Genomic DNA, 24,987 nt, shown 5'->3' on the forward strand with positions numbered 1-24,987 from the left:
TGCGGCGAACAAAATGATGGCCCAACAAGATTGGCTGCGGCCTTTAGGCTGCAGAAACAGGATTTTCGCCCCCAAATGTTAGGGAATTGTTAAAAATGAAAATAATGTAACAAAATCAAAAAGGGTAAAAGTTCGGTATTTTACCGAACTAGTTCACCTCCGCACCGAACTGGTTTACCTCCAGACCGAACTGGTTTACCTCCGCACCGAACTGGTTTACCTCCGCACCGAACTAGTTTACCTCCGCACCGAACTGGTTTACCTCCAGACCGAACTAGTTTACCTCCGCACCGAACTAGTTTACCTCCGCATCGAACTGGTTTACCTCCGCACCGAACTAGTTTACCTCCAGACCGAACTGGTTTGCTAAACCCTAGGACCAATGCCCTAGGCGTAGGAAAGGGCGCACACAAAATTTTAAACAGTCTCCCCAAATTTCCGCATAAGGAGCTGGACCATCTTAATCAAAGAGAAGGTATCGAGTTGGCAATAATCGATTAGGGCTTGGCGGGTTTGGGCTTGTTCTTGGGGCGGCTGTTGGTCCAACTGCCACCAAGCATCGGCAGCGGCTAGGCCCTCGGCAATGGGGAGCTCATCATAGCTCATTTGGGGAAGCAGGACAGGCAAAACCTTTTTGAGGGAGCTGCGGCCCTCAAATTTAGCGTCTATATAGAGTCCTTTGGTCACAATTTCTTCTAGGTCCACTAAGCGCTCATTGAGGCGGTATAAAAAATCTCGATGTTCGGGATAGCGTTTGGCGAGTTCTCGGTTGCGTTCTCTTTCAAAGGTTTTGTGCCAGACCAAAATGCTGCCTTGGGGCTGGGCACAATCTAAGAGGGCTTGCATCAGGCCAGCGGTGGGCTCTTTTTTGTCTTGGGCCAAAAAGTTGGTAGAAACAATATCCTCTGTTTCTTTATTGGGCCAAACTTGCCAGCTAAACTGAAAGGGAATATGTTGGAAGGGGCGGCTATGGGGAATAAAGGGAACGGCTGGATTGACCGCCTCATAATCTAGGGCCTGCAAGGGAAACTGGAGTTGGGCCAACCATTCTTTTAGGGCGGGAACATCTACTTGAGCTTGGCCCGTTTTGGCTGATTGTTGTTGGAGCAGCCAGCGTTCGGGCAGAAGTTCGGGGTCCAATTCTGTGAGGTCCCATTTTTTTTGGGCCAGGGCTTGGTCCAAAGGTGGCCGATCTAGGCGATGGCGGGGGAGTTGAAAAATGCTAAAGGCTGGAATCTCTTGGCCGTGATATTTTTGAATAAAGGGGCAGGCCAGCTTCTTTTTGCAAAAACTTTGGCCATCCCATTTTGGGGCTGTTTTTTGGAGGCGGAGGGCCTCGGCCTTTTGCATGAGCAGAGCGGTTTCGGCTCTGAGCTCGGCAAGTTCTTGGCCTAGGGGATGAATTTTAAGCAGGCGTTTGGGGGGAATTTCTCCGCCGGGGTAGCGATAATCCTTATCGATCCAGATGGCATAGCATTGTTCCACTTCATAGCCAGCCAGACAAAAGAGATGATAACTAAAGGCCCATTCCTTGAGGTACTTCTCTTTAAAGCCATGTTTGGGTGAATAGACCGAGCCCGAGGCCTGCACAAAATAGAGGCGAACTTGATTGGGATGATTGGGGCTAGCTTTAATAAAATCTACAGCAGCTCGCCAGGGGCCAAAGTTGGCCCAGATAGGATCTTGGTCTTGCAGCTCGATTCGTTGAGCGGCCAGTTGGCGGAGCTCGGGGGCGAGGGGGTAGGGCAGGCGGGGGCGGGGCGTTTCGGCCTGTTGGGCCAGCCAAAACTCTCTGGGACAATCGATAAACTGCTGTAAATCGGGAAAATGCAAACTACTCATAAGAAAAGGACTTCAGTAAAGGGGCGCAAAAAGGGCGCTCTTGGGCCACAAGATACAGAAGTTAGGCTATATATCGCCTTTTTTGGTCCAGCAGGCGGCGAAGCCGCCGCAAAGGCGCGCAGCGCCTCGGCTGAGGGGCTGTAGCAGGGCCGCCGCAGGCGGCAGACCAAAGCGGCTTTGCCGCTGCAGGGCCGAGCAGGCTTGCGAGCTGCGCAATGGCCCGACCCGAGCGTAGCGAGTGGGCAGCCCCAAAAAAAACAGCAGAAAAAAGCAACTGATTGTAAACCCAATGTTTAGGCAGTGTTTTTTTTAAGAAAATATTTCTTTTTGAGGGCCGAAAAAGGGGGATAGCTAAATTCTATTAAAAATATAACGTTTGAAATAAAATTTTACTAAAGTTAAAAACCGTAAAATATAAAAAGCTTAAAAAGCTGAAATTTGGGGGTTTGCTAAAATTTTATTTTGTTTAAAGTTTGTCTAAGTAGAAAAATGCCTTTAGATTTGCATCAGCAAAGGGAGAGCTAGTCTCCATTAAAATTTAAAGTTACTTCAAGACGATATATAAGATGAAACATATTTTTACACTAATCTGCTGTTGTTTTTTTGCCCTACAAGTTTCTTGGGCGCAATCTACAAAGACCCTCGTACAAAGCATGCCTTTGGCTGCGGCCACGGCTAGTTTGGAAATTGCGGCAGAGGTAGAAATTGAGTATTGGGAAGAGGAGCAAGTTCGGATTACCACCGAAGTGATTGCGGAGAATGTGAGCGAGGCCATTTTGAAAAAGCTAGTGATGATTGGCCGTTATAATATTGTACAAAAAGAGACCCCTAAAGGCTTGGTGTTGTACATGCCTAAGATGGAACATCAGGTGATTTTGCGCGGACAAATTCTGGACGAGCAGCTTAAGATAAAAGTACAGCTCCCCAAGGGGATGAAGCTACAAACAATAGATAAATCAGCGCTTTAGACGCAAAAAAGAGTTAGATTTATTTAGTGTATGAACAAGGGTGAAAGCCGAGGCAGTAAGGAGCCTTGGCTTTTTTTGTTTGGCATTGCTTGGCCAAGCTTAAAAAAAGGTCTAAATTTGAAGCCAAAGCAAGTAAATAAAATTAGCTAAAAAGCAGATTATCAAAATTTAATACATCTAACTTTTCTTTAAAAGCATAGCCCTCTATGCAAGATACCTACAGACATAAGGGGATGAGGCGGAAGCTTTTGCAGCAATTGCAAAAAAACGCGGCTTTTCGTCCAGAGGTTTTGGCAGCAATAGGGAGTCTGCCAAGGCATTTTTTTGTGGACTCTGCTTTTGAGGAACTGGCCTATAAGGATCAGGCGCTACCTATTGGTGGGGGGCAAACGCTTTCGCAGCCTTCTACGGTGGCTTGGCAATGTAGTTTGTTGGAGCTAAGCGCTGGGCAGCGCATTTTAGAAATTGGAACGGGTTCGGGTTATCAGGCGGCCATATTGCAAAGAATGGGAGCCGAGCTAGATACCTATGAGCGGCAAGAGGCCTTGCAGTTGGCGGCAAAAAAGCGCTTTGATGCGCTAAAGCTAGAAAATTTGCGTTCTTATTTTGGCGATGCAAGCGAGTTGCCTTTGGCAGAGCCGCCCTATGATGGCATTTTGATGAGCTGTGCGGCCGAACAGATTCCCAAGCAGTTATTGGCCCGATTGAAAATTGGGGGACGGATGGTTTTGCCCTTGCTTTATCAGGAGCAGCAGCGGATGTTTGTTGTAGAGCGAAAGGGAGAAAAAACCTTTGAATATGAGGATTGTGGTCCCTGCCGTTTTGTTCCTTTTTTGAAGGGAGCCCTGCCTGTGCAGAGAAAGTAGTGCTGACATCTAGCTCCCTTTTTTTTACGTAAAAAAGTAAAATTACCTCTTCCCAAAATCCTATTTGTATTAAGCTTGCTTTGCAGCAAGTTTATCATCCCTAAACAAAATGGCTGTGCTTTTAGCCCTCTTATTTATTGTTTATTCTTGCTTGGCAACCCTTTGGATTATGAAGGGGCGTAGTTTTAAGCAGTGGGGAATTTCTCCCAAAATAATCCTTATGCTCTTTTTTTTGCGCTTAGGGCTGGGAGCCATTTATGGGCAGTTGCATTTAGAGTATTTTGATGCTGGAGACACCTTTTTGTACTTTGAGGAAAGCCAGCTTATTGCGCAGACGATTTGGCCTTATTGGGATTATTATTGGGGGAGCTGGACGGGCCAAGCGCCTATTCCCCCAGCCGATGCCGAGCTCTATTTGTATCCCGATTGGTCATTTATACAGCGAGATTTTGGCACCTATGCCTTGGTGCATATTCATGCTATTCCACAGTTTTTTTCGGCGGGTTCTTATTTTTTGCATGGCTTTTTTGTGGCTTTTCTGGGCCTTTTTGCCAGTCTCAATTTTTATTGGGTTTTGGAGCGGCATCTGCAATTGCCCCGCAAACTGCTTCAGTTTGCTTGCTTTTTTATGCCTTCTGTTTTGTTCTGGACCTCGGGGTTTCATAAGGATGTATGGGTATATTTATCGATTAGTGGGCTGTTTTTGGGCCTAGATGCCTATTATCGGCAGCTTTGGAAGAGGGCGTTTTGCTTTTTGGGCTTAGGGCTTTTGGGCTTGGCCGTTTTTCGGACCTATCTATTGGGCCTGGTTTTTCCGGCGCTGACAGCTGCTAGTTTGCTGCCTTTTTTCTTCAAAAATCGCCCAATTCAGGCCTACCTTTCCGTTTATGCCTTTTTTGGCCTTGGTCTTTTTGCGCTGGAAATGACGGGCTATTTTTCTCCGCTCCAATTGCTGGCCAACCGCCAAGGGGCTTTTTTGGCCGAAAAAGGAGGCTCTGTGATTGCCGGGGCAACTAGCTGGCAACCCAATTTTTTTAGCTTTTTTGCCTATCTGCCCAAAGCCCTTTTTAATGTCTGTTTTCGCCCCTTAATATGGAATGTCAAAGACAGTTTACAGCTGGCCGCTGCCCTAGAAATCCTTTCTTTTTGGCTGCTTTTTTTTCTGGGCCTAAACAAAGGCAGAAATCCTCAAAAGCGCTCGCCACTCTTCTATTTTATGTTCTTTTATGCCCTGAGCAACCTCTTGCTGATTGGTCTTTTGGTGGTCAATTTGGGCACAATTGTCCGCTATCGGAGCATCGCCCTGCACTTTTTGGTGATCTTGCTGCTCCAAAGTTTTCACTTTTTTCACCAGTATTTTCAGGCTAAAGAAAGTGGCAAAAAAACGCTGTTGTCAAGCAAAGAACACTCAGTAGCTAGCCGTAAAGCAGAATTACAAGATTAAAGTTTTGGGGCCTCCCGCAGCAAGCTGCGGGCGGTTACTCCCTTCGGTCGTCGAACTGCGGCCTAAAGGCCTTGTTGTCGTTCGGCAGCTCGCTGCTCGCTCGGCCCTGCGGCCTGACGGCCTTGGTCTGCGGCTTTGCCGCACTGCCTACCATCGCTAGGCCAAGAAAAGCGCCCCTTTGGGGCGCCCAGTATAAAAAAGAAGACTGACATTTTGTCACCTTTGTCCAAAATATGAATTATCTTTGTCCCCTAGCCAAGCGCTAAAGCCGTAAAGCCAGGCGTTTTTTGGCCTAGCGCTGCGGAGCGGGTGGCCCGAAGGGCCAGACCCAACAAAACGAGCCTTGGCGATGTTTTGTGCAGGGCCGAGCAGACCTGCGAGCCCCGCAGCATAGCGCCCCGACCGCAGGGAGGGGAGGCCCCAAAAAAAAAGAATAGCACCGATACTGATATGAAACTGTACAACGATAATCCAACCCTGGACAAAAAAATGTTGCCCGAAGATAAGCAGGGCGATGTCTTTTTCAAGGAGCAATTGCAAGCTCAACAGCAAGATGGCCAAAAGCGCTTTTATATTGAGAGCTATGGTTGCCAGATGAATTTTAGCGATAGTGAAATTGTTGCGTCTATTTTGCAAGAGGCGGGATATGCCTCTACCAAATATATGGATGCGGCCGATTTGATTTTGGTCAATACTTGTTCTATTCGCGAAAAGGCCGAGGATACGGTCCGCAAGCGTTTGCGTATTTTTGATAAGCTCAAAAAGGAGCGTCCGGGCCTATTGGTTGGGGTTTTGGGCTGTATGGCCGAGCGCCTCAAGGCCAAACTTTTGGATGAGGAAAAACTGGTTGATTTAGTCTTAGGTCCCGATGCCTATCGCGATTTGCCCAACCTCATTGCCACAGCAGAAGATGGCGATAAGGGGATCAACGTCTTTTTGTCTAGAGAAGAAACCTATGCCGATATTAGTCCCGTTCGGCTTAGCGATAGCGGCGTAACGGCTTTTGTGACCATTATGCGGGGTTGCGATAATATGTGTTCTTTTTGCGTGGTGCCCTTTACCCGTGGTCGAGAGCGCAGCCGCGATCCTTATAGCATTTTGGCTGAATGCCAAGACCTATTTGACCGTGGTTTTAGAGAAGTGACCCTTTTGGGCCAGAATGTAGATAGTTATCATTGGGAGCATCCAGAAGGCCTCGAGCAGGTTGATTTTGCCGACTTATTGGAGAAAACGGCCTTGATTCATCCCGATTTGCGCATTCGTTTTTCTACCTCTCACCCTAAAGACATTACCGATAAGGTACTGATCAATATGGGCAAATATGAAAACATCTGCGAGTACATTCACTTTCCTGTACAATCGGGTAGCAGCCGCATTCTCAAGAAAATGAACCGCACTTATGACCGAGAGTGGTACATGAATAAGATTGATCGTATTTATGAGCTTTTGCCCAATTGCGCTGTTTCCTCAGATGTGATTGCTGGTTTTTGTACGGAGACCGAAGAGGACCATCAGGATACTCTTTCGATTATTGAGCACAGCCAATACAGCATGTCTTATATGTTCTTCTATTCGGAGCGCCCAGGTACCCTAGCCGCCCGAAAATACGAGGATGATGTACCTTTGGAAGTGAAAAAACGCCGTTTGCAAGAGATCATTCGTTTGCAGAATCAAATCTCTTTTGCGCATAACAAAAAAGACATTGGCAAAACCTTTAAGGTCTTGATTGAGAAGGTTTCTAAGCGCAGCGAAGATGATTTTGCGGGTCGAAATTCACAGAATAAGATGATTGTTTTCCCTAGAGAAAATACAGAAATTGGACAATATGTCTATGTAAAAGTGACTGATTGTACGCAGGCTACGCTTCGTGGGCATTTGGTGCCTGCTCCAGCAGAAGCTTAGGCGCAGCTTTTCGGCAGGCCTTGGCCTGCCGAAAGGCCCACCAATTTGGCGGTAGTTCTCATCTAATAGAGCGATAACAACTTCCTCACTTAACATCACTTATTTATGTTTACTTATCGCTATTTTGCTTTAGCCCTTTTGCTCTGCTTTTCGGCTAGTAGTTGGGCTCAAAAAGGCCTAGAAACCGAGGCGGTTTCTATTTTTAAGAACCAAACGGCATTCTTTGTAAAAGAAGGTCAGGTAAAGACCCAAAAAGGCAAATGGGAGCTAGTGGGAGACACGATTCCGCAGGCCTTAAATGGGACCCTTTGGTTTTCTGCTCCTAGTTTGCAAATTGTTCGTTCTTTTCAGCAAGAGAAGGAGGTCGAGGGTCTAGTTAGTAATTATAGTAGTATGTTTTTGGCCAATGATGGCAAAAACGTACGTCTCTTATTATCTGGAGATACGACTTGGACCGAAGGAAAAATCAAGGTCCTACAAGTGCCCAACCCCGATCCCAGCAAACCCAATATCAAAACGGGGGCGCTTTTCGCTATTCAGATGAAAACGGGCCGCAGCTTGATTCTCAAGCAAGCACAAATTGAATCATTGCGCAAATTTGAGATTTTAGACTCGCCCAATTTTACCAATAGCAGCATCCAAAGATTGCCTGTGCTTCAAGCTGATTTTGGCGGCACGGCCAATAGTAGCCAAAAGCTACAAATGATGTATTTGCGTCAAAACCTGAGCTGGAAACCCGATTACTTGGTGGAGCTGCTCAATGATAAGGAAGCTCGCATCTCCTTGCGCACTACGGTGGTTAATGAAGCAGAAGATGTAAAGACCAAGTCGCTCAATTTGGTGGCTGGCGTCCCTAATTTTAAGTATGCCAATCGCATTTCTGATCTTTTGAGTTTTGGTTATGTGCAGCCTGTTCAGCCTCAGCGTTATGTGCATACCTTGAGCAATGCTATGGTAGAAAATGTGGCCAGCTATGATGTGATGCCGACTATTGCCTCGGCACCAGGCAATGGTGGAAATGGCATGCCTGGCCCTGCTCCTGCAGTAGGTGAAAGCGTGGAGGACCTCTTTTATTATACGCTCAAGGATGTAGAAATTAAGAAGGGAGAACGGGCATTGCTAGATGTATTCTCGGATAAGGTTCCCGTAGAACATATTTACGAGTCGATTATTGGCGCCAATTCTTACTCTTATAGTACAGCCTATAGCTTTGAAAAGCAGACGATTCCCGTTTTGCATACCATTAAGCTAGAAAACAAAACGGATTATGTTTGGACAGCCGCCCCCGTGATGGTGGTCCAAAATAAGGACAATAAGATTTTGCCCATCAGTCAAGATGTGCTTTACTACACCTCTAAGCAAGATGAGGTAAGCGTAAAATTGACCGAGGCCCCAGATGTGGCTCTCAAGTTTTCTGAAAAAGAAATCAAGCGGACTAACAATACCAAGCAAATCCGTGAAACCAACACCAACCGCATTCGCTACTACGACTTAGTGACTGTAGAAGCAGAAATTGAAATTCAGAATTTTAAAGGAAAGGATATTCGCCTAGATATAAAAAGAGCCATTTATGGCGAGTTGATGGAAAGCTCTGAAAAATGGCTAAAGTCGCCCCGCCTACAGCCTCGTAGTAGCTATACTACTTATAACCCTTATACTGATGTTTGCTGGGAGATGAAAATCAAAAAAGGCGAACAAAAGAAGATTACCTACACCTATAAGGTCTACCTCAGCCATTATTAAATGTTAAAAAACAGTATGGATAATATTCAAGCGATTAAGCAACGTTTCGGAATCATTGGCCATTCCCCTCAATTGCAACATGCCCTAAAAACAGCTATTCAGGTGGCCGCAACGGACCTCTCTGTTTTGGTTTTGGGCCAAAGTGGGGTGGGCAAGGAGTCTTTTTCCAAAATTATCCATCAACTGTCTAACCGCAAGCATAATAACTTTATTGCGATTAACTGTGGCGCCCTGCCCGAAAGTACCATTAACTCGGAGCTCTTTGGCCACACCAAAGGGGCCTTTACGGGAGCAGTCAATGAGCGAAAAGGCTATTTTGAAACCGTAAATGGTGGCACCATATTCCTCGATGAAATTGGGGAAATGCCTTTGGATACTCAAACCTACCTTTTAAGGGTACTTGAGCAGGGCGAATTTGTTAAAGTGGGTTCTTCTCAGGTAGAAAAGACCGATGTGCGCATTGTGGCGGCTACTAATGTCAATTTGTTGGAACGCATTGAGCAGGGTAAATTTAGAGAGGACCTCTATTATCGCCTGAGCACGGTGGTCATTCAGGTGCCTGAGCTCCACAAAAGAGGCGATGATGTGCTTTTGCTTTTCCGCAAGTTCGTTTCTGATTTTGCCGATCAATACCATACGCCTATGGTTCGCCTTACGGAAGAGGCGGAGGATATTTTGTTGCGCTACCCCTGGCCCGGCAATATCCGAGAGCTGCGCAATGTAGCCAAAAGAGCGGCCCTTTTTTCGGAGGATAAAACGATTACGGCAGAGCAATTACTAGAGTTCCTCCCGCAGTTGGGCCAAAAACAAAGGCATTTGCCTTTGCCCCATAAGGAGGCCAATGACAGCAGCCAAGGATTTTACGAAAGGGAGATTTTGTTTAAGTTTCTCTATGAGATGAAGCAGGACCTCAATGATGTAAAGCAACTCATTGCCGAATTGGTCCAAACCAATAATCTCCAAATGCCGCGCCCCATGCCTAAGGGCCATAGTATGCAGGGTTACCTACCTTTGCCTAGCCCGAATAGCGATAATTATAGCTCGTCTTATCCTGAAAATACCTTTAATGAGGAGCCCCGCTCCGAGGAAGGGCCCATTATTCTAAATAAAGATTATCATAATCAAGAGCAAGATAGAGAACGCTATAATGAGGTGGAGGAACTAGAAGAATCGCTCTCTATGGAACAAATGGAAAGGGAGCTCATCGAAAGAGCACTCAAAAAACACCGAGGAAAACGCAAGGATGCAGCCCAGGAATTGGGCATTTCTGAGCGGACACTTTACCGCAAAATCAAATTGCACGATATTCAGTCCTAAATGAAAAGGGCGAAACCAATACTTGGTTTCGCCCTTTTTTTGTAGCCGCCAAATTATTGGGCAATAGTAAATTGCTGCTGCCCTAACAATTGCCGATCGGCAGAAAAAAGCTGTAGTAAATAGACTCCATTGGGCCAATCGCCTAACTGAATTTGCCCCTGAGGACCTAATAAAGGATAACGGCCCAGCTCTTGCCCCAACATATTATATAGGCGGATCTCTTGCCCTTGCTCCCAGCCTTGCAGGGCCGAGTAGTTTAAGCGCTCTTGGGCGGGCAAAGGCCAAAAACGATAGGATAAAGTCTCCGTATTTGAAGTTGGAGCATTGCTCAATACGCTAAAGAAATTATGTCCCACTACCCTAGAATTTAGAGCCGTAAAGGCCCAGGGCAAACTATCTTTCTGATAGCTCCATTGCTGATGAATTAGGCTGCTAGGCCGATTGTTATCCCGCTGCTCAATGGCATAACTAAAGAGGAGCTCCTCTTCTGCGGCCAAATCAATAAAACCAAAATCAACCTTCAGTATACCCTGCTCCTCCAAGGCCCAATTGGCCGAGTGACTGCTGGCTTGCTGCCGCAAACTACTAGGCAATAGATAAGGAGATAGACTATCTCTTAGCCTGAGCTGCCCCTTAAATGGCCCCCGCAATAAAAACTGAACATGCAAGGGGTCAGAAGGGAATATATAGGCCGGGGCAGCATAGCCCAAAGGCAAAACCTGCGTCTGTGGATGCCCCAGCGATTTAAAGGAGTCTTGCAAAACAATACAATGCTCGGCCCCAAAAACTGTAGCCGGCAAATTGGCCAGTTGCTGAATATAGCCTAAGTGCATCTGCCCCAAACTATCCAAACCACAGCCTTCTATGGCATCAGAAATGACCGGAGCGGACCAATTTCCGCTAGCCTGCTCCAGTAGCGCACGATAACTTAAGCCCGGCTGTACCGGAATACGGACCTCCGTTACTCCTGCTCCATAAATGGTGACCGGAAAAGGAGGCTGCATCAAATCATCTTCAATAACAATTAACTGCGTCCGCACAGGGACCAAACTGGCCAAGCCTATATTTTGCAGATAAAAAACAATGGAATCCCCCTCGCATTCAGCAGATACCGCCAAAACAGTCTCCTCATAAATAGGACGGCAAAGACTGTCGGGATAAACATGGGCCTCTAGGCAGAACGCCTGCCCCGCCAAGACCGAATCGCAAGTCAAGGAGCTCCAAAGATCTAGCTGCCCCGAAGCCTGAGGGGCCAAATCGCCCAAATCTATCCGATAGCTCTGGCTATCGATTTGGCTAAATGGCAAGCTGGCCGAATCTAAATGTAGCTGTCTGGGCCAAAATAGTTCTACATAAGCCTGATAGGCCGTATCGCTTCCTCTGTTTTCATAGTTTAACCATTGCTGCTGCTCACTACAAGCATCCAGATTGGCCCCATCCAATTGAATTTGCAGAAAGGGACAATGATCTAGGGCCTGCAAGGCTATATTCTGCTGCTGCCCCTGTGGATGCTGCAATTGGACCGTATATTGGCCCTGCAACTGACAGGCGTCCTGCCAATAGTGGCTAGGCCGTACCGCCCAAAGCTGGTATTCTCCAAAGGGTAGCGCATTGAACTGATAAAAACCAAGGCTATCTGTTGTGGCATAATAACGCTGCCCTTGCCTTTCGGCACAAATAAATTGCTGAACAAAAAGACGTTCATGGCTGTCCTTTTGGCAATTTGCATTTTGGTCCTCATACAAATAACCCGAAATCGAAGCGCTAAAGTCTTGCGGCTGATAACAAGCGCCACGCCCAATTCCCTGCGCCCAAGCTTGCTGCAAACTGGGGATATTCTGAGGCAATAACCGCAACATCTGATAGAGGCCCATCAAGCTATCGGCATAATGATAACTGAGCATTAAGTCGATCTCCAAACTTTCTCCAGCCAATAAATCCCCCTTAAAATGCGAGGCCATGACCCTAAAGTCTTGTCCCTGTGCCCAACTATAGCCATCTCCAGCCCACCAAGCCCCAGCCGAACTATCAAAGGGATAATGGGGAAAAACATAGGCAGATTGCCCCTGCCCCAGACTGTCATAACCACTGGCATAGGGCCGAATAGGCTGCCCATTGCTCCAACGTCCTGCTAATAAATGATAAAATTCTTGGTCCATATTGGGCCCCGAAGGATGCCCAAAAGGCGGCAAATTGCTATTCAGATTATAAATGCTGCGGTCCAAAGAGCAATTCAGAAAGCTAAGGGCCACCACTGGCGGCTGACTCCCGTAGTTGTCGCTCTGACAAAGCTGGGTCTGGTCCAGATAATCTGCATTATAGGTATAGACGGTCCGCAAACTACTGTCGGTCCCAATGTAGTCATCGGCCGGACAGCCCAAGTCAAAATCCGTATAAAAACCCGCCCAAAATTGCTGATAATCCTGGTTCGAGCGGTTGATGATTTTATAATTCAAAAAGAGGCTTTCTCGCAGACTTTGCTCCAAGGCCAAGCAACCAAAAGCATAGGCCGTTAGCTGCACTTCTAGGCCCATAGAATTCCCCTGCGTAAACTGATGCCCGCCAGAAAGATCATTCAATACGGTCCAAAATATCTGATCGGCCAAGGCGGTAGAATCGCCCATGCGGTAAGTCGGAAAATCCCCCTCATAGGGCTCATAACGCCCATCTCCATCCCGATCAAAGAAGGGCGCAAGCGATTGATCGGGCAGGGCAAAGCCCAAATTTTGCGGATAATAAGCATTTCCCCTAGCGGGCCAAATCAATAAACTACTGGGCAATGGCCCATCTATCTGCCCATTATCCCGATAATCTTCCAGGGCCGTCCAAATATCCAGCAGTTCTACGGTCCAAATATAATTAAAGCGCCTAGAGAGCAAGGAGTCGGCCTGCTGGCTGAGGCTATCGATTGGGCCTGGCCAAAAGTCAGGAGCGCCCTGCCCATAGGTTTGGGCCGCCAGATATAAATCGCCAGCCGCATTTTGGCCACCCAAACTTAGGCCCAAGAGCCCAATAGCGGCAAGCTGTTCACTGCTATCCGCCTTTTTGGGAGTTAAAAAAGCGGCATTTTGACCGTCGTTAAATAAATCGCCTCCGTTTTTTATAAGGGCAGAAAGGCGGTTGGCCTGCATCCAAACTTGGGCAGAAGGTGGATCTTGCGCCCACAAAAGAAGCGGAAAACTTAAAAAGGCAATAATTAAGGGCTGGATATATTTCATATTGGGGGTGGTTTTAGATCAAGGAAGGGCTTATTTTTATTTTGGGGCCCGCGGCCGGCTCGGCTTCGCCTCGCTCGGCCGCCGCTATGCTGCGCCGCTCGCAGGTCTGCTCGGCCCTGCAGCCGCCTGCGGCGGCTTTGGTCTGGCCCTGCGGGCCACGGCTGCGCAGCGCTGGGCCAAATAGCGCTTGGCCCAACTACAAATACGGAAAGGTTGACCCTGCGCTTTGCCTGATCAACTTTTCCGAACCGAACCTTGAAGATTTTCTTCACTTAACTTAAGAACTTTCTCTGTACTCGCTTTGAGCACATTACAAAGATGCAAATTGATGGCTAGTAGTTGAAATACAAAAATCTTTTTTCCTCTAGCTATAATTTGCTTTTAATACCTATAAATAGGGCCTTAGCGCCCAAATTCCTCATTATTTTAAATAAAAGCATGATGCAAATGAATCGATTTCCCCTCCTTTTTTTTGGCCTATTTCTCTCTTTTTCGGCCCTGCAGGCACAATATGCCTCTGTTTTTGGCCAAGATTCTACCCAATGGATTTTTGAATGGAGCAATTTGCCCGGTACGCAGCAAGACACGCTCTATAGCCGCTACGATAGTAGCTTTGCGGGCCGTCAATGGACCAAAATTGAGATCCCCAATAACTTGAATTACAATGGCGGCTGGCTATCCGAAGATAGCAGTACGGGCCAGCTTTGGTATCGCCCTATAGCCAGCCCCCAATACCCTAATGATACCGCCAGCCGCCTCATCATGGACCTCAGCCTGCAAGTTGGTGATACCTTTGATATTTCTCCTGCCTGGGGCGCCATTCCCGATAGCCTACAGGTTGTAGATAGCATTTATACTGAATTGGGCCGCAAGCATATCCGATTTAAGGCCAATGCTAGAGGCAGTGAAAAGATTACATTTATAGAAGGTGTTGGGCCAAATTTGGGCATCCTCTATAAGCAATCAGGGGTAATGATGTTTCAGTATTTGCTCTGTGCCTATCAGGATGCTCAGCAAAGCTACCTCAATAAAACTCATGGCTACTGTAATGTCTATAGTGGTGGACCGCATGGGCTGGCCAATTTGGTCCAACAGCAGTTTGCGCTTTATCCCAATCCCGTAAAAGAACAACTACAAATTGAGAAGGAGGCCAGCCTCTCTGTGGATCGGCTGCAGCTATATAATGCCTTGGGGCAGTTAGTTTGGGAAAAGGAGTTTAGTCCCCAACTATCGCTAGAAGGCTTGCCCACTGGCCACTATATTTTGCAGTTTTGGCAGGGGGGGAAACTCCTAGAAAGCCAAAAGTTGATAAAACAGTAAGGGCTATAAATTGGTCCAAAAAGGCCCGAAGGGCCGTCGGCTGAGGGATGGATAGCAGTGGCCCGAAGGGCCAGACCTAGTTTTTGAGCGTAGCGAAAAAACGCAGGGCCGAGCAGACCTGCGAGCTGCGACACAGCCCGACCCGCCCGCAAGGGCGGGGCAGCCCCAAAAAATAAAAAATATTTGTCCAGTTAGAGTAGACAGTTGCTAGCTTTCTTTGTTTTATTCAATAATATTAAAGCAAATTAGTTATGAAGATGCAGCTTATTCTACCTACCTTTTTGGCCATGTTCTTTTTTGTATTGCAAGGGCAGGCGCAGAGCTATAGTTATAGCGGTTATTTTGGAACGCATGAATATGATATTACTGAGGCTCAAGATATTGGCACTTTAAAGAGCCCTTTTGGAGATAAAACAATTGTAGCTCGTTTGGGAAAAAACAGCAGTCGGGGCTATTTTTTACTGACAATTCAAAATGCGGGTTCTGAAGAAGTAATTACGGGTGATATTATGATTATGACTCATGCTGGTCAGCGAATTAAATGCCGGGACAGGAAGATTAGAAATAACCAAAATAGGGATGGGGTACAAGTGACCTCAACACTTTATTTCTTAACTTTTTCGGAGCTCAAGTTATTGGAGAAGCATGGAATTAGCCGGATCATCTTTCAGACGAAGCTACATTATTATGAAGATGAGCAGCGCTATAGTTATGGAACATCTACTTATTTTTATTAGCAAAAAAAGCCTTCTCTATGCTTAGAGAAGGCTTTTTGTTTAGCGGTTGCACCAGGGGTTGGGGCAGCGGAAATCATGGCCCGCTGGGGGCTCTGGGTGCACTGCTCGTTTGTTGAGTTGGCTAACGGCCGTATGAAAGTTTTTACATTCTAGCTCATAGGCCTGTTTTAAGGTATAGGCATATTGGTAAGAAAAGTGAGTGTATTGTGGAAAGTGAGCCCAGCGCAATAACTCTGCTTGCAAATCTGTATCGGAGCGGCCAACTTTGAGCGGATGAAAGCGGTCTGCAGCATCCAGTTTTCCAAGGGCAAAGTTGCCCATTTGCCCAGCCTCTACCTCATTTTTTACCGTTTCCGGATTAAATTCAAAAGGGCCCTTATGGCTCAATTCAAAAATCATAATGTCAGTGCTTTGTAGGGCCAAGGCCCGGTGGTATAATTTTGCTACTTTGGGGGGAGGGTTGGCTATTTTTTTTCAGGGAAAAGGCCTTCTAGTCCTTCTCGACTAGCTGCACAAAATCCTCTTTCGGTAATTAGTCCAGTCACTAGGCGGGCGGGGGTTACATCAAAACCATAGTTGCGAGCGGGGGTGTTTTCTGGGCAGATGCGTACTTTTTCATACTGTCCATTTTCTGTTAGGCCGTCTACAAAGCGGACCTCTTCGCTATCTCTTTCTTCAATGGGAATTTCTTTCAGCCCATCATTGATGCTCCAGTCTATAGTGGTAGAGGGCAGGGCCACATAAAAGGGGATGTTATTATCCTTGGCGGCTAGGGCCTTGAGGTAGGTTCCGATCTTATTGGCCACATCTCCTTCTCTTGTGGTCCGGTCGGTGCCTACAAGGACCATATCGACCAGTTGGTGTTGCATGAGGTGGCCTCCAGCATTATCTACAATGAGGCTATGCGGAACCCCATGTTGTTCAAATTCCCAGGCAGTGAGTTTAGAGCCCTGGTTTCTGGGGCGGGTTTCATCTACCCAAACATGCAATTTGATGCCTTTGGCTAGGGCCTGATAAATGGGCGAACTAATGGTGCCCCAGCGGATGCAGCCCATCATGCCCGCATTGCAATGCGTTAGGATTTGGACCGGCTGGCCATTTTTGCGAGCAGCAATTTCTTCTATAATCTTGAGCCCATGCTGGCCAATCTGAAAGCAGATCTCAATATCTTCTTTTACAATGGCGTCGGCTTGGTAGCGGCAGGCTTGTATGGCTTCGGCTCGGCTATAGCATGCTTGCCAGGCTGCTCTCATACGATCTAGGCAAGTAGAGAGATTGACAGCTGTAGGTCTAGCATCTCTTAAGTAAGCATGGGCGAGTGCTAGGCTGTTTTTCCAATCATTTTCGGGGGCGGCTTTGGCGGCTAGCCAAATGCCATAGGCCGCGGTAGCCCCGATAAGGGGAGCCCCACGGACCAGCATATTTCTGATGGCCCAATAAACTTCTTGGGTAGTGCTTAGGGTTTCTACCTGCACTTTATGAGGCAGAACGATTTGGTTAATGACTTGCAGTTCCTCCTGAGCATTAAGCCAGAGCGTGCGCAAGGGCTGAGGTAAAACAGACATAGTTTAGTCGATTTGAATCTGGTTAAAATTAGCATAGCCCTTAAACTGGCTAGGAGCAGTTCCGGGCCGGAGCAAATGCCCTGTTTGCAAGCCTGCGGCCCTAGCGGCGGCTAGCTCTTCGGGCACATCAGAGAGGAAGAGAATTTCATAGGCGGGCAGGCCAATGGCTTGCTGGATATTCTGGTAAGACTGGCTTTCTCTTTTGTGGCCCACTTTGGTGTCAAAGTAGTGGCTGAAGAGAGGCGTTAAATCGCCTGCTTCCGAATAGCCAAAAAGGAGTTTTTGAGCGGCTACAGAGCCAGAAGAATAGATGCCGAGCTCCAGGCCTTTTTCTTTCCAGTTTTTTAGGCAATCGGCTACTTCTGGGTAGAGATGTCCTTTGATTTGGCCATTGAGGTAGGCGGCTTTCCAGACAATACCTTGTAGGGCCTTAAGGGGCCCTGCTTTACGGTCGGCCTTGCACCAAGCTTCTAAATAATCAAAGGCCTGTTCGGCATCAATTGTCTTTCCTTCTTCGGCTAAGACAAGGGCTTGAGTGGCTTCAATTTGCGCTTTGACCTCTGGAAGGTCCATTTTTTGGCGCCAAAGAGGAAGCTGCTCTAGAAAATAGGGAAAGAGCGTATCGACCACAAAGGAAATAGAGGTCGTGGTCCCTTCAATGTCAGAAAGAATGTATTTAATCAAAATGAGAGGTTTAGACGCTTAACTTAAGCGAGCAAAAATAAATAAAAAAGTCCATATATAAGCTATATGGACTTTTTTCCTTTTACGTTTTGCAGGGGGCGAAGCCCCCGCAGGCTGAGGGATGGATAGCAGTGGCCCGAAGGGCCAGACCAAAGCGCTTTAGCGCTGAAGGGCCGAGCAGCCCTGCGAGCTGCGACAACCAGCCCCGAAGGGGCGCCAGTTCGACGACCAACGGGAGTACCCAGCCCGACCCGCCTGCAGGGCGGGGCAGCCCCAAATCCTATTCTTTTTTATGGCCATTTTTATCGACCACCCCTAATTTGATCAGGGCTTGTTTGGAGGCATTTTGCTCGGCTGTTTTTTTATTGGGGCCCGTAGCTTCTGCCAGGGCTTTTTCATCAATCAGGACGGCTACTTTGAAGCGGTGTTGGCGGTGATGCTTGTTTTTGCCATCATTTTTTTGCTGTTCGATGAGTTCATAGCTGAGGCTTTTTTGGTCCTTTTGGCAGAACTCTAGCAAGATACTTTTGAAGTTATTATCGATGCGTTCGAGCAGGTGGACATCCACATGATTTTGCAGCATTTTGTAGATAATAAATTTTCGGGCGGCTTTATAGCCTTTATCTAGGTAGATGGCACCGACAAAAGCCTCGAAGCAATTGCCCATCACGGTGGGGCTAATGCGTTGGAGTCCTCGGGCCTTGAGAAAGTCATCTAGGCCCATTTCGGCACCGACTCTATTGAGTGTTTTTCGGCTAACGATTTTAGAGCGCATTTGGGTTAGAAAGCCTTCATCTTCTGTGGGGTATTTTCGGAAGAGGTACTCGGCAATGACGGCATCTAGGATGGCATCGCCCAGATATTCTAGGCGTTCGTTATCAAAGCTGTGTTTGCTTTCGTCTTTATTGGCCGTAGATTTATGTGTAAAGGCTCTATCATAGAAAGGGAGATGCTTGGGCAGAAAACCAAGGATTGTTTTCAGTTCGCGAGCAAATGCTTTTTGCTTAGAGAAATAGAGATTATAATAGGACTTCAGCACAGTAAAGAGGTATAAGGGCCTGAGGAAGATTAAAAATGAGCTAAAAAAAAAGGGCCAATGAAGGCCCTTTGCTGCTCAAATATACTAACTATTCTGTTATTTTCTTGAAAATCACGGCAGAATTATGTCCACCAAAGCCGTAGTTCATGTTCATGGCAATTTGCAGATCTGCAGACTGTTTGACATTGGGGGTAATTTGTAGGCGGCTATCAATTTGGGGATCAAACTCCTCAAAGTTGATGGTGGGGGCAATCTCTCCGGTTTGGAGGGTTTTGATACAGATGAGCGACTCCATAGCGCCGGCGGCAGAAATCATATGGCCGGTCATGGATTTTGTGGCGCTCATTTTCACCTTAAAGGCCGCATCGCCCAAAGCCTTAATAATGGCATTAGATTCTGCAATATCGCCTAGGTCGGTAGAGGTACTATGTGGGTTGAGGTAATCGAGATCTTCTGCTTTGATATTGGCATCTTCTAGGGCCAGCTGGATCACATCGATAACGCCATGTCCCTCGGGATCTGGTGCCGTAATATGGTAGGCATCGGCATTTTGGGCCACGCCAATAATTTCGGCATAGATTTTTGCGCCACGGGCTTTTGCATGCTCATAATCTTCTAGAATAAGGGAGGCGGCGCCTTCTCCAATTACAAAACCATCCCGATCCTTATCAAATGGGCGAGAGGCAACGCTAGGATCTTCATTGCGGGTAGAAAGGGCCTTGAGGGCATTAAATGCACCCACCCCAACGGCGTTAATGGCTGCTTCGGCGCCACCCACCACCATCACATCGGCTCGGCTGAGGCGAATTTGGTCGTAGGCTAGGCTAATACAGTGCGTAGAAGAAGCACAGGCCGTAACAAAGGCTCCAGTTGGGCCACGGAAGCCATGGCGGATAGAAATATTACCCGCAGAGGCGTCTACAATCATTTTGGGCACCAAAAAAGGATTAAAGCGAGGTGTCCCGCTGCCTCTCTCATAGTTTTGTACCTCCTGCTGTAGGGTGGTAATTCCCCCAATACCAGAGGCCCAAAATACACCAATTCGCTTTTTGTTTTCTACCTCTTCCAGTTTGGCATCGGCAATGGCCTCGTCGCTAGCCACTAGCGCATACTGCATAACGGGATCTAGGCGACGAACATCTTTGCGGCCAAATACATCTGCGCCATTAAAGTCTTTAACTTCGCAGGCAAATTGGGTTTTAAATAAGCTGGCATCAAACTGTTGGATAGTAGCGGCCCCACTTTTTCCGGCAAGGAGGTTGGCCCAGCTCTCTTCCGTGTTATGCCCTAAGGGGTTTAAGGTTCCAAGACCAGTAACAACAACACGTCTTTGACTCATAACTAATATTTATTTAGAGAAAGATGCCCAAGTTAGCCCAAGCCCCCCAAGCACTTTCCATGGTTCGTATTAAAAAGATGGCGCCGAAGCCCAATAAATTAGCTCGACGCCCTTTTGGCTGCTCCGAATATAGATCGAAACAAATAAGTCTAACCTAGGTTCTCACTCAAGAAAGAGATCGCATCACCTACGGTTTTGATTTCTTCTGCTTTCTCATCAGGAATAGAGAGGTCAAATTCACGCTCTAGTTCCATAATCAACTCTACAAGGTCAATTGAGTCAGCACCCAGATCTTTCTGGAAGTTGGCATCTTCAGTAACGTCATTTAGTTCAACAACTAGCTTGTCAGCGATGATGGCGACTACACGCTCTTTGATTTCAGTGGCCATAATGGTCAATTTTGCATTTGAATAAAAGGGTCCCTTATAGCACAAAGGGCTTTGATCGCTGCAAAGATGTTCATTTAATCCAGATTCACAAAGTTTTTAATTGGCTTTTTTGTTTGTACAACCACTGAATCAAAACAACCCTTAGGCCCCGTTTTTATAGAATTTGCTCCCGACTCGGGTCTTTGCTTCCATTCAGATTGAAGCCAAAAAAGGCCCCCATAATTCCCCCCGCAATATGAGCGTACTCCGAAATATTATTGTTATCTAAACTGTTGAGCACCTCTTTGCCCAAAAAGAAAATAAGGACCAAAATAAAGGTCAAGGGAATCCCCTTTCCCCCCGTATTGGCAAAGGATACTAGAATGATAAACATAAAGACAATCCCACTAGCCCCCAATAAACCTCCACCAATCAAAAAGACCTGAAAGATAGCGGTAATCAGGGCCGTGAGCAACATCATGATCAAAATGTTCCGACTGCCGTATTTCTCTTCCATAATAGGAGCAATCAATAAAAAGATCGACATATTCCCCACCAAATGACCCCGATTGGCATGCCCAATAGTATAGCTAAACAAACGAAAATAATCTAGAGGATTGGCAAAATCAAAGCCTCTAAGCACAAAGTAGTTGTTAATTATCCCCCCCGATCGACTCACAGCATCCCCTCCCGTAATGTAGTTGATCATATAAATAGCCGTGCACAAAATGGCAAAAGTAACCACCACCGGGGCATTGTACTGAATCCGAAGTCCTTTCATTTTATTTGTTGTTTATATATACTGATTGAATATTTTGGGGCCTCCCGCAGCAAGCTGCGGGCGCTACGTTTCAGGGCTCGCAAGGCTGCTCGGCCCTTCGGCGGCTTTGCCGCCTCGGTCTGGCCTGACGGCCCCCCTTCCACATCGCTAGGCCAGTCGCTTCGCTCCTTCTAGACCCATTGGCCCAAATCCTAATCCCAATTGGCATCCATGCTGTCATCATGCTTTTCCCGATCGTCCTGCTCCGGCCGGGCTACCTCTTGCTCACCACCCCAGGTATTGCGAATGCCCAGCTGCTGCGTAAGACCCTGCACCAAGCGAAACTCCGATAAGAAAATCGAGGCAATCACCCGAATCACGGTATAGGCCGGAATCGCGATGACCATGCCCAGTATTCCCCCCAGTTTAGAGCCCACAATAATGACCAAAAAGATCTCTAGCGGATGCGCTTTCACACTTTTAGAGAAAATAAGCGGCTGCAATAACATATTGTCTAGGGCCTGCATAGAGGCAAACACTAAGGCCACCTTGATGAGCAAAGGTACCGTCTCAGCATAAAAATCAGCATTCAGACTGGAGCAAATGCAAACCAATAGGCCAAAAATTAAACCCAGAAAAGGACCCAAATAAGGCACCACATTGATAATGGCCGCAAAAAAGGCAATCAGAAAGGCATTGGGCGCCCCCACTAGCCAAAGCAAAAGCCAAACATAGACCGAAACCGCAGTGACCTGCCCCAAAATTCCCTCGAAATAGCGAATTAGCATTTTCTTAGTGAGCTGTAAGGTCTTATCTAGCTGAGCATCATACTTTTCTGGAAATGGCCCCTTGATCAAATTGGCAAATAATCCCTCTTCCTGCAAAAAGAAAAAGGCAATAAAACTAACCGAGGTAATCAATACAAAGATGTTCCCTAGCCAAGCCAACATGGTCGAAAAGGTGGTTTTGAGCAAGGAGGCGGGATTGATGTACTGCAAGGCCTGCTGCTCCAATTGGAGCAAACGACTGCTAGGCGCCGCAGGAGCTACTGAATCTAAGAGGGGAAGAGGAGCCTTATTTATTCCCTCGCCCTGTATGGTAATATGCAGCTCAATATTGGGGCCGTTCAAACTATCACTAAGCTGCTGCACCATAGAATCTACAGAAACAATAGGGGGCAAAGGCCCCGGCTCTTGCTGTAATTGGGTGCTGTCTTCAACAAAAAAATCGTTTTCAGCCACTAAACCCCATTCTTCCAACTGCTCAAAACTATGGTTGATGGGCTCTTCTAAGCTCTCCAATAACTGCTTGTAATCCACACTAGCCAAATTGCGGCCCTGCTGCACAATCACCGGAACAAATAAGGCCACAAATAAACCCAAAACGGTCAGAAATAACGAAAGCGTAATCAAGGCCCTAGCCGAAGCCGGCAAACGAAACTTGCCTATCCGCAAACGACCCAAAAGGTCCATAACTGGCGAGCCCAGCAAGGAGACAATCCAAGCAATCACCAACCAACTAATGATGTCACTAAAGTAATAGAAGATGGCGGCTACAGCCAAAATGCCAAGACCAAAACCAATATAGGAGCGTATTTTTGCCATACTGTTGGAGGGGTTAACGGCCCAATAGCTGCTCCCATTGGGACCATGAAATTGCCGGATGAGCCTGTTTCAAAGCAGCGAGCTTTGCTTCTTGCCGCTGCAAAAAATCTTGATGTGCCTGACTGTCGGGCCAGTTGGGCCGATGCCGAAAAGCAGCATACAATTTAGTAATTTTTTCTCTTAGCCCCCGCTCTTCTTGGGCCAAAAGACTTTGCCCAAAGCCCTGATAGATGTAATCTACAGCCCCTTGATTAGGATGCGCCCCATCATTAGCATAAAAACGATAGTCCCGAAGTTCATCCAATAAAATTTCATAGGCCGGAAAATAATGCAGCTGCGCAAATTCTTCCTCCAAAGCTTCAGCCAATAGTAATAAACGAGCTTTGCTCCTTTGGTTGCCCTGGGCCCCATCTTTCAAATGCCGAATCGGACTGACCGTGAGGATGATTCTACAAGCCGGATTGATTTCCCATAAAACCCCCAAAACTCGCCTTAAAGCCGCCAAACCCTCCGCTATACTCATTTGCTGCCGCTCAAATTGCTTTTGAGGCAATTTATGACAGTTATTGACAATCTGCCCCTCATAGCTATAATAGTAGGCCGTCCCTAAGGTCAAAAACAGATAATCCGCTCCCAAAAGCTGCGCCCTAGCCGCCTCAAAACGCCGCCGCATCAAGCCCAAAGCTACCTCTTTCTGAGGATGCGCAAAGTCTGTATGATAGGCAAAATGACGATAGAGCCCCTGATGCAAAAATAGTTCTTCGGCCTTGGGCCAAGCCCCGCTTAGTAAACGCTCCAAATTATGAGCTAGGGACAATGGATTGTAAATCTGGCCAAAGGGCTGTAAGTCAATGTTGTAGGCTAGACGAGCCAAACGCAAACCCATTTCTTGGGCAAAACAAGAGCCCAAAGCCATTAAACGATGACTGTATTTTAAGGAAAAAGGCCATTGCGGTAGGGCTAGGGGAGCAGGCCAGGGACTGTAGGGCTTCATCTTTTAACTTAAGATAGTGTTTTTTAGTAAACTTTTGCTTTAGGCTAAGCTTCCGTCCTTTTTAATCTTTTAAATTAGCTGATTTAGAGCCGTTTAGATATGAAAAAAGGCCACATTGCCATAGCAATGCGACCTTAAAGTCACCCCAATTAAAGCCCAAATATATACAGCTTTTTAAGAAGATGCAAACATTTAGAATAAAAAGTTATACTTGATTAGTAAACTTTCTGTAACAGAAACACGGCGGCCCGTGCTTTCATAACCGTTTACTCCTGTATCGGGGTCATTGTCCCGATCTAGCTGTACTTGAACGTCATGGTCATAAAAGACAATTGTATTCAGGCTAATGGATAGTCCTTTGAAGATGTAGAGGTCGGTGGTGGTCAACCATTCTACATCTATATTTTGTGGATTGTGCAGATAGTCCGAGAATAAGGTCAAGGAGGTCTTCACGCCCAAACGAGGCTTTTTCTCGGCATTGAGGAAGAACTTATTTTTATACAAAATCTTCATGGTGGCCCCCAATTGCATGCTGTGGTTGGCATAAAGTACACTATCGGCAGTCATGCCTGTGGGCCGAACGCCCCAGCGGTCAATAAAGGCCGCCCGATCTGTTCCCCCATAAGGCGTACCATGCACCCCCGCACTAGCATCGGCATTGGCTATGGCCGCAATAGAGTCATCGGCAACGATGATGCTTTTTAGAGAGGCAGGAGAAATCAAAACCGACAGATGGTCGTCGGGCTTATAAGAGATACTCGGCGAGATGGTTACTGTGGCCGGAGAGAAAAACTTAGAACGAGGGCTACGGCTAGCCATGCCTTCTTGATAAGACAAGGTATTGCCCTCATAGTTGGGGGTGAGTTGGCTCAAAAAGGTAAGGTCTAGGGCATAGCCCCAGGGTTTGTCCTTCACAATTTTATAATCGGCAAAAGAGCTAAGCCGTAGCTCATCTATGGCTTTCTGAAAGGGGTTGGAGCTGGCCCCTAGCCGCTGTACCCCAAAGTTTAAACTAAAGTTGTTTTCCCATTTTAGGCGGCCCTTTTTATAGTCGGCGCCCATAGTGGTACTTCCACCAAAAGCTATTTTGTTTTCTCCAGCCCCCACTTTGGGGTTAATCAAGAGCAGTTGGGCAAAGTCCAAACCGATACCGGCATCATAGGTCCAACCTTCTTTTTTTTCTTCCGGTTTTTTGTCATCTTGCGCAAAAAGCTGAGGCCCAAAGGCGAATAGCCCAAGGAGGAGTAAAAATTTAGTTTTCATGCTTGTTTTTATTG

At 46.9% G+C, this 24,987-nt stretch carries 21 protein-coding genes; 9 read left to right on the forward strand and 12 right to left on the reverse strand.

Going from position 1 to position 24,987, the window contains the following annotated elements:
- Positions 1-114 precede the first annotated feature (114 nt).
- Positions 115-501 carry a ribosomal eL19 family protein gene (locus SGRA_RS24325; protein WP_425358657.1) on the forward strand — a complete coding sequence of 129 codons (387 nt, stop codon included), beginning with the start codon at positions 115-117 and terminating at the stop codon, positions 499-501.
- On the opposite strand, the gene SGRA_RS11335 is transcribed toward SGRA_RS24325, so the two are convergent.
- Positions 418-1,842 (reverse strand): DUF2779 domain-containing protein, encoded by a 1,425-nt coding sequence (locus SGRA_RS11335; RefSeq protein WP_015692832.1) that lies wholly within the window; start codon positions 1,840-1,842, stop codon positions 418-420. The two genes, SGRA_RS24325 and SGRA_RS11335, sit on opposite strands and share 84 nt — an antisense overlap.
- A gap of 566 nt (positions 1,843-2,408) precedes the next feature.
- On the opposite strand from SGRA_RS11335, the gene SGRA_RS11340 reads away from it, so the two are divergent.
- From SGRA_RS11340 to SGRA_RS11365, 6 genes are all read left to right on the forward strand, one after another.
- On the forward strand, positions 2,409-2,810 hold the full coding sequence (locus SGRA_RS11340) for a hypothetical protein (protein ID WP_015692834.1): 402 nt from the start codon (positions 2,409-2,411) through the stop codon (positions 2,808-2,810).
- A 206-nt stretch (positions 2,811-3,016) separates the two neighbouring features.
- A complete protein-coding gene (locus SGRA_RS11345; RefSeq protein ID WP_015692836.1) occupies positions 3,017-3,676 on the forward strand; it encodes a protein-L-isoaspartate(D-aspartate) O-methyltransferase in 660 nt (219 codons plus the stop codon).
- Positions 3,677-3,896: 220 nt separating this feature from the next.
- Positions 3,897-5,120, forward strand: coding sequence for a hypothetical protein (locus SGRA_RS11350; RefSeq protein ID WP_245538546.1), 1,224 nt, complete (start codon positions 3,897-3,899; stop codon positions 5,118-5,120).
- Positions 5,121-5,570: 450 nt separating this feature from the next.
- Positions 5,571-7,022 carry a tRNA (N6-isopentenyl adenosine(37)-C2)-methylthiotransferase MiaB gene (gene miaB, locus SGRA_RS11355; RefSeq protein ID WP_015692839.1) on the forward strand — a complete coding sequence of 484 codons (1,452 nt, stop codon included), beginning with the start codon at positions 5,571-5,573 and terminating at the stop codon, positions 7,020-7,022.
- Positions 7,023-7,127: 105 nt separating this feature from the next.
- On the forward strand, positions 7,128-8,765 hold the full coding sequence (locus SGRA_RS11360; RefSeq protein ID WP_015692840.1) for a hypothetical protein: 1,638 nt from the start codon (positions 7,128-7,130) through the stop codon (positions 8,763-8,765).
- Positions 8,766-8,780: 15 nt separating this feature from the next.
- Positions 8,781-10,082 (forward strand): sigma-54 interaction domain-containing protein, encoded by a 1,302-nt coding sequence (locus SGRA_RS11365; RefSeq protein ID WP_015692841.1) that lies wholly within the window; start codon positions 8,781-8,783, stop codon positions 10,080-10,082.
- Between the two features lie 53 nt (positions 10,083-10,135).
- Here the strand turns inward: SGRA_RS11365 and SGRA_RS11370 are convergent, their stop codons facing one another.
- Positions 10,136-13,300, reverse strand: a complete 3,165-nt coding sequence (locus SGRA_RS11370; RefSeq protein ID WP_015692842.1) for a T9SS type A sorting domain-containing protein — start codon at positions 13,298-13,300, stop codon at positions 10,136-10,138.
- Between the two features lie 447 nt (positions 13,301-13,747).
- On the opposite strand from SGRA_RS11370, the gene SGRA_RS11380 reads away from it, so the two are divergent.
- On the forward strand, positions 13,748-14,620 hold the full coding sequence (locus SGRA_RS11380; protein WP_148268333.1) for a T9SS type A sorting domain-containing protein: 873 nt from the start codon (positions 13,748-13,750) through the stop codon (positions 14,618-14,620).
- A gap of 251 nt (positions 14,621-14,871) precedes the next feature.
- Entirely contained in the window at positions 14,872-15,357 is a 486-nt protein-coding gene (locus SGRA_RS11385) for a hypothetical protein (protein WP_015692845.1), read from the forward strand.
- 39 nt (positions 15,358-15,396) lie between these two features.
- Here the strand turns inward: SGRA_RS11385 and SGRA_RS11390 are convergent, their stop codons facing one another.
- The 10 genes from SGRA_RS11390 to SGRA_RS11435 all read right to left on the reverse strand — a co-directional run bounded on the left by SGRA_RS11390 (position 15,397) and on the right by SGRA_RS11435 (position 24,973).
- Positions 15,397-15,756: a hypothetical protein gene (locus SGRA_RS11390; protein ID WP_015692846.1), complete on the reverse strand. Its 360-nt coding sequence runs from the start codon at positions 15,754-15,756 to the stop codon at positions 15,397-15,399.
- Between the two features lie 65 nt (positions 15,757-15,821).
- Positions 15,822-16,922 (reverse strand): S-methyl-5-thioribose-1-phosphate isomerase, encoded by a 1,101-nt coding sequence (mtnA, locus tag SGRA_RS11395; RefSeq protein ID WP_015692847.1) that lies wholly within the window; start codon positions 16,920-16,922, stop codon positions 15,822-15,824.
- A 3-nt stretch (positions 16,923-16,925) separates the two neighbouring features.
- Entirely contained in the window at positions 16,926-17,606 is a 681-nt protein-coding gene (gene mtnC, locus SGRA_RS11400) for an acireductone synthase (RefSeq protein ID WP_015692848.1), read from the reverse strand.
- Between the two features lie 280 nt (positions 17,607-17,886).
- Positions 17,887-18,645: a ribonuclease III gene (gene rnc / locus SGRA_RS11405; protein WP_015692849.1), complete on the reverse strand. Its 759-nt coding sequence runs from the start codon at positions 18,643-18,645 to the stop codon at positions 17,887-17,889.
- 88 nt (positions 18,646-18,733) lie between these two features.
- On the reverse strand, positions 18,734-19,984 hold the full coding sequence (gene fabF / locus SGRA_RS11410; protein ID WP_015692850.1) for a beta-ketoacyl-ACP synthase II: 1,251 nt from the start codon (positions 19,982-19,984) through the stop codon (positions 18,734-18,736).
- 149 nt (positions 19,985-20,133) lie between these two features.
- Positions 20,134-20,373, reverse strand: a complete 240-nt coding sequence (locus SGRA_RS11415) for an acyl carrier protein (protein WP_015692851.1) — start codon at positions 20,371-20,373, stop codon at positions 20,134-20,136.
- Positions 20,374-20,527: 154 nt separating this feature from the next.
- The gene (locus SGRA_RS11420) at positions 20,528-21,133 is read right to left on the reverse strand and encodes a rhomboid family intramembrane serine protease (protein ID WP_015692852.1); all 606 of its coding nucleotides are present in this window, start codon (positions 21,131-21,133) and stop codon (positions 20,528-20,530) included.
- Between the two features lie 191 nt (positions 21,134-21,324).
- Positions 21,325-22,716, reverse strand: coding sequence for an AI-2E family transporter (locus SGRA_RS11425; RefSeq protein WP_015692853.1), 1,392 nt, complete (start codon positions 22,714-22,716; stop codon positions 21,325-21,327).
- A 13-nt stretch (positions 22,717-22,729) separates the two neighbouring features.
- Positions 22,730-23,710, reverse strand: a complete 981-nt coding sequence (locus SGRA_RS11430; protein ID WP_015692854.1) for a GSCFA domain-containing protein — start codon at positions 23,708-23,710, stop codon at positions 22,730-22,732.
- Positions 23,711-23,902: 192 nt separating this feature from the next.
- Positions 23,903-24,973 carry a DUF3078 domain-containing protein gene (locus SGRA_RS11435; protein ID WP_015692855.1) on the reverse strand — a complete coding sequence of 357 codons (1,071 nt, stop codon included), beginning with the start codon at positions 24,971-24,973 and terminating at the stop codon, positions 23,903-23,905.
- Positions 24,974-24,987 lie beyond the last annotated feature (14 nt).

Origin of the sequence: Saprospira grandis str. Lewin, from assembly GCF_000250635.1 — a bacterium.
GTDB classification, from domain to species: Bacteria; Bacteroidota; Bacteroidia; order Chitinophagales; family Saprospiraceae; genus Saprospira; species Saprospira grandis.

Excerpts from the sequence above, each read along its gene's own strand:
- SGRA_RS11340 (WP_015692834.1), top strand. The coding sequence starts at position 2,409 with ATGAAACATATTTTTACACTAATCTGCTGTTGTTTTTTTGCCCTACAA.
- SGRA_RS11425 (WP_015692853.1), bottom strand. The coding sequence starts at position 22,716 with ATGGCAAAAATACGCTCCTATATTGGTTTTGGTCTTGGCATTTTGGCT.
- SGRA_RS11385 (WP_015692845.1), top strand. The coding sequence starts at position 14,872 with ATGAAGATGCAGCTTATTCTACCTACCTTTTTGGCCATGTTCTTTTTT.
- SGRA_RS11430 (WP_015692854.1), bottom strand. The coding sequence starts at position 23,710 with ATGAAGCCCTACAGTCCCTGGCCTGCTCCCCTAGCCCTACCGCAATGG.
- SGRA_RS11415 (WP_015692851.1), bottom strand. The coding sequence starts at position 20,373 with ATGGCCACTGAAATCAAAGAGCGTGTAGTCGCCATCATCGCTGACAAG.
- SGRA_RS11350 (WP_245538546.1), top strand. The coding sequence starts at position 3,897 with ATGCTCTTTTTTTTGCGCTTAGGGCTGGGAGCCATTTATGGGCAGTTG.
- SGRA_RS11420 (WP_015692852.1), bottom strand. The coding sequence starts at position 21,133 with ATGAAAGGACTTCGGATTCAGTACAATGCCCCGGTGGTGGTTACTTTT.
- mtnA (WP_015692847.1), bottom strand. The coding sequence starts at position 16,922 with ATGTCTGTTTTACCTCAGCCCTTGCGCACGCTCTGGCTTAATGCTCAG.
- SGRA_RS11435 (WP_015692855.1), bottom strand. The coding sequence starts at position 24,973 with ATGAAAACTAAATTTTTACTCCTCCTTGGGCTATTCGCCTTTGGGCCT.
- SGRA_RS11380 (WP_148268333.1), top strand. The coding sequence starts at position 13,748 with ATGAATCGATTTCCCCTCCTTTTTTTTGGCCTATTTCTCTCTTTTTCG.
- miaB (WP_015692839.1), top strand. The coding sequence starts at position 5,571 with ATGAAACTGTACAACGATAATCCAACCCTGGACAAAAAAATGTTGCCC.
- SGRA_RS11335 (WP_015692832.1), bottom strand. The coding sequence starts at position 1,842 with ATGAGTAGTTTGCATTTTCCCGATTTACAGCAGTTTATCGATTGTCCC.
- SGRA_RS11365 (WP_015692841.1), top strand. The coding sequence starts at position 8,781 with ATGGATAATATTCAAGCGATTAAGCAACGTTTCGGAATCATTGGCCAT.
- SGRA_RS11390 (WP_015692846.1), bottom strand. The coding sequence starts at position 15,756 with ATGATTTTTGAATTGAGCCATAAGGGCCCTTTTGAATTTAATCCGGAA.
- fabF (WP_015692850.1), bottom strand. The coding sequence starts at position 19,984 with ATGAGTCAAAGACGTGTTGTTGTTACTGGTCTTGGAACCTTAAACCCC.
- SGRA_RS11360 (WP_015692840.1), top strand. The coding sequence starts at position 7,128 with ATGTTTACTTATCGCTATTTTGCTTTAGCCCTTTTGCTCTGCTTTTCG.
- SGRA_RS11345 (WP_015692836.1), top strand. The coding sequence starts at position 3,017 with ATGCAAGATACCTACAGACATAAGGGGATGAGGCGGAAGCTTTTGCAG.
- SGRA_RS11370 (WP_015692842.1), bottom strand. The coding sequence starts at position 13,300 with ATGAAATATATCCAGCCCTTAATTATTGCCTTTTTAAGTTTTCCGCTT.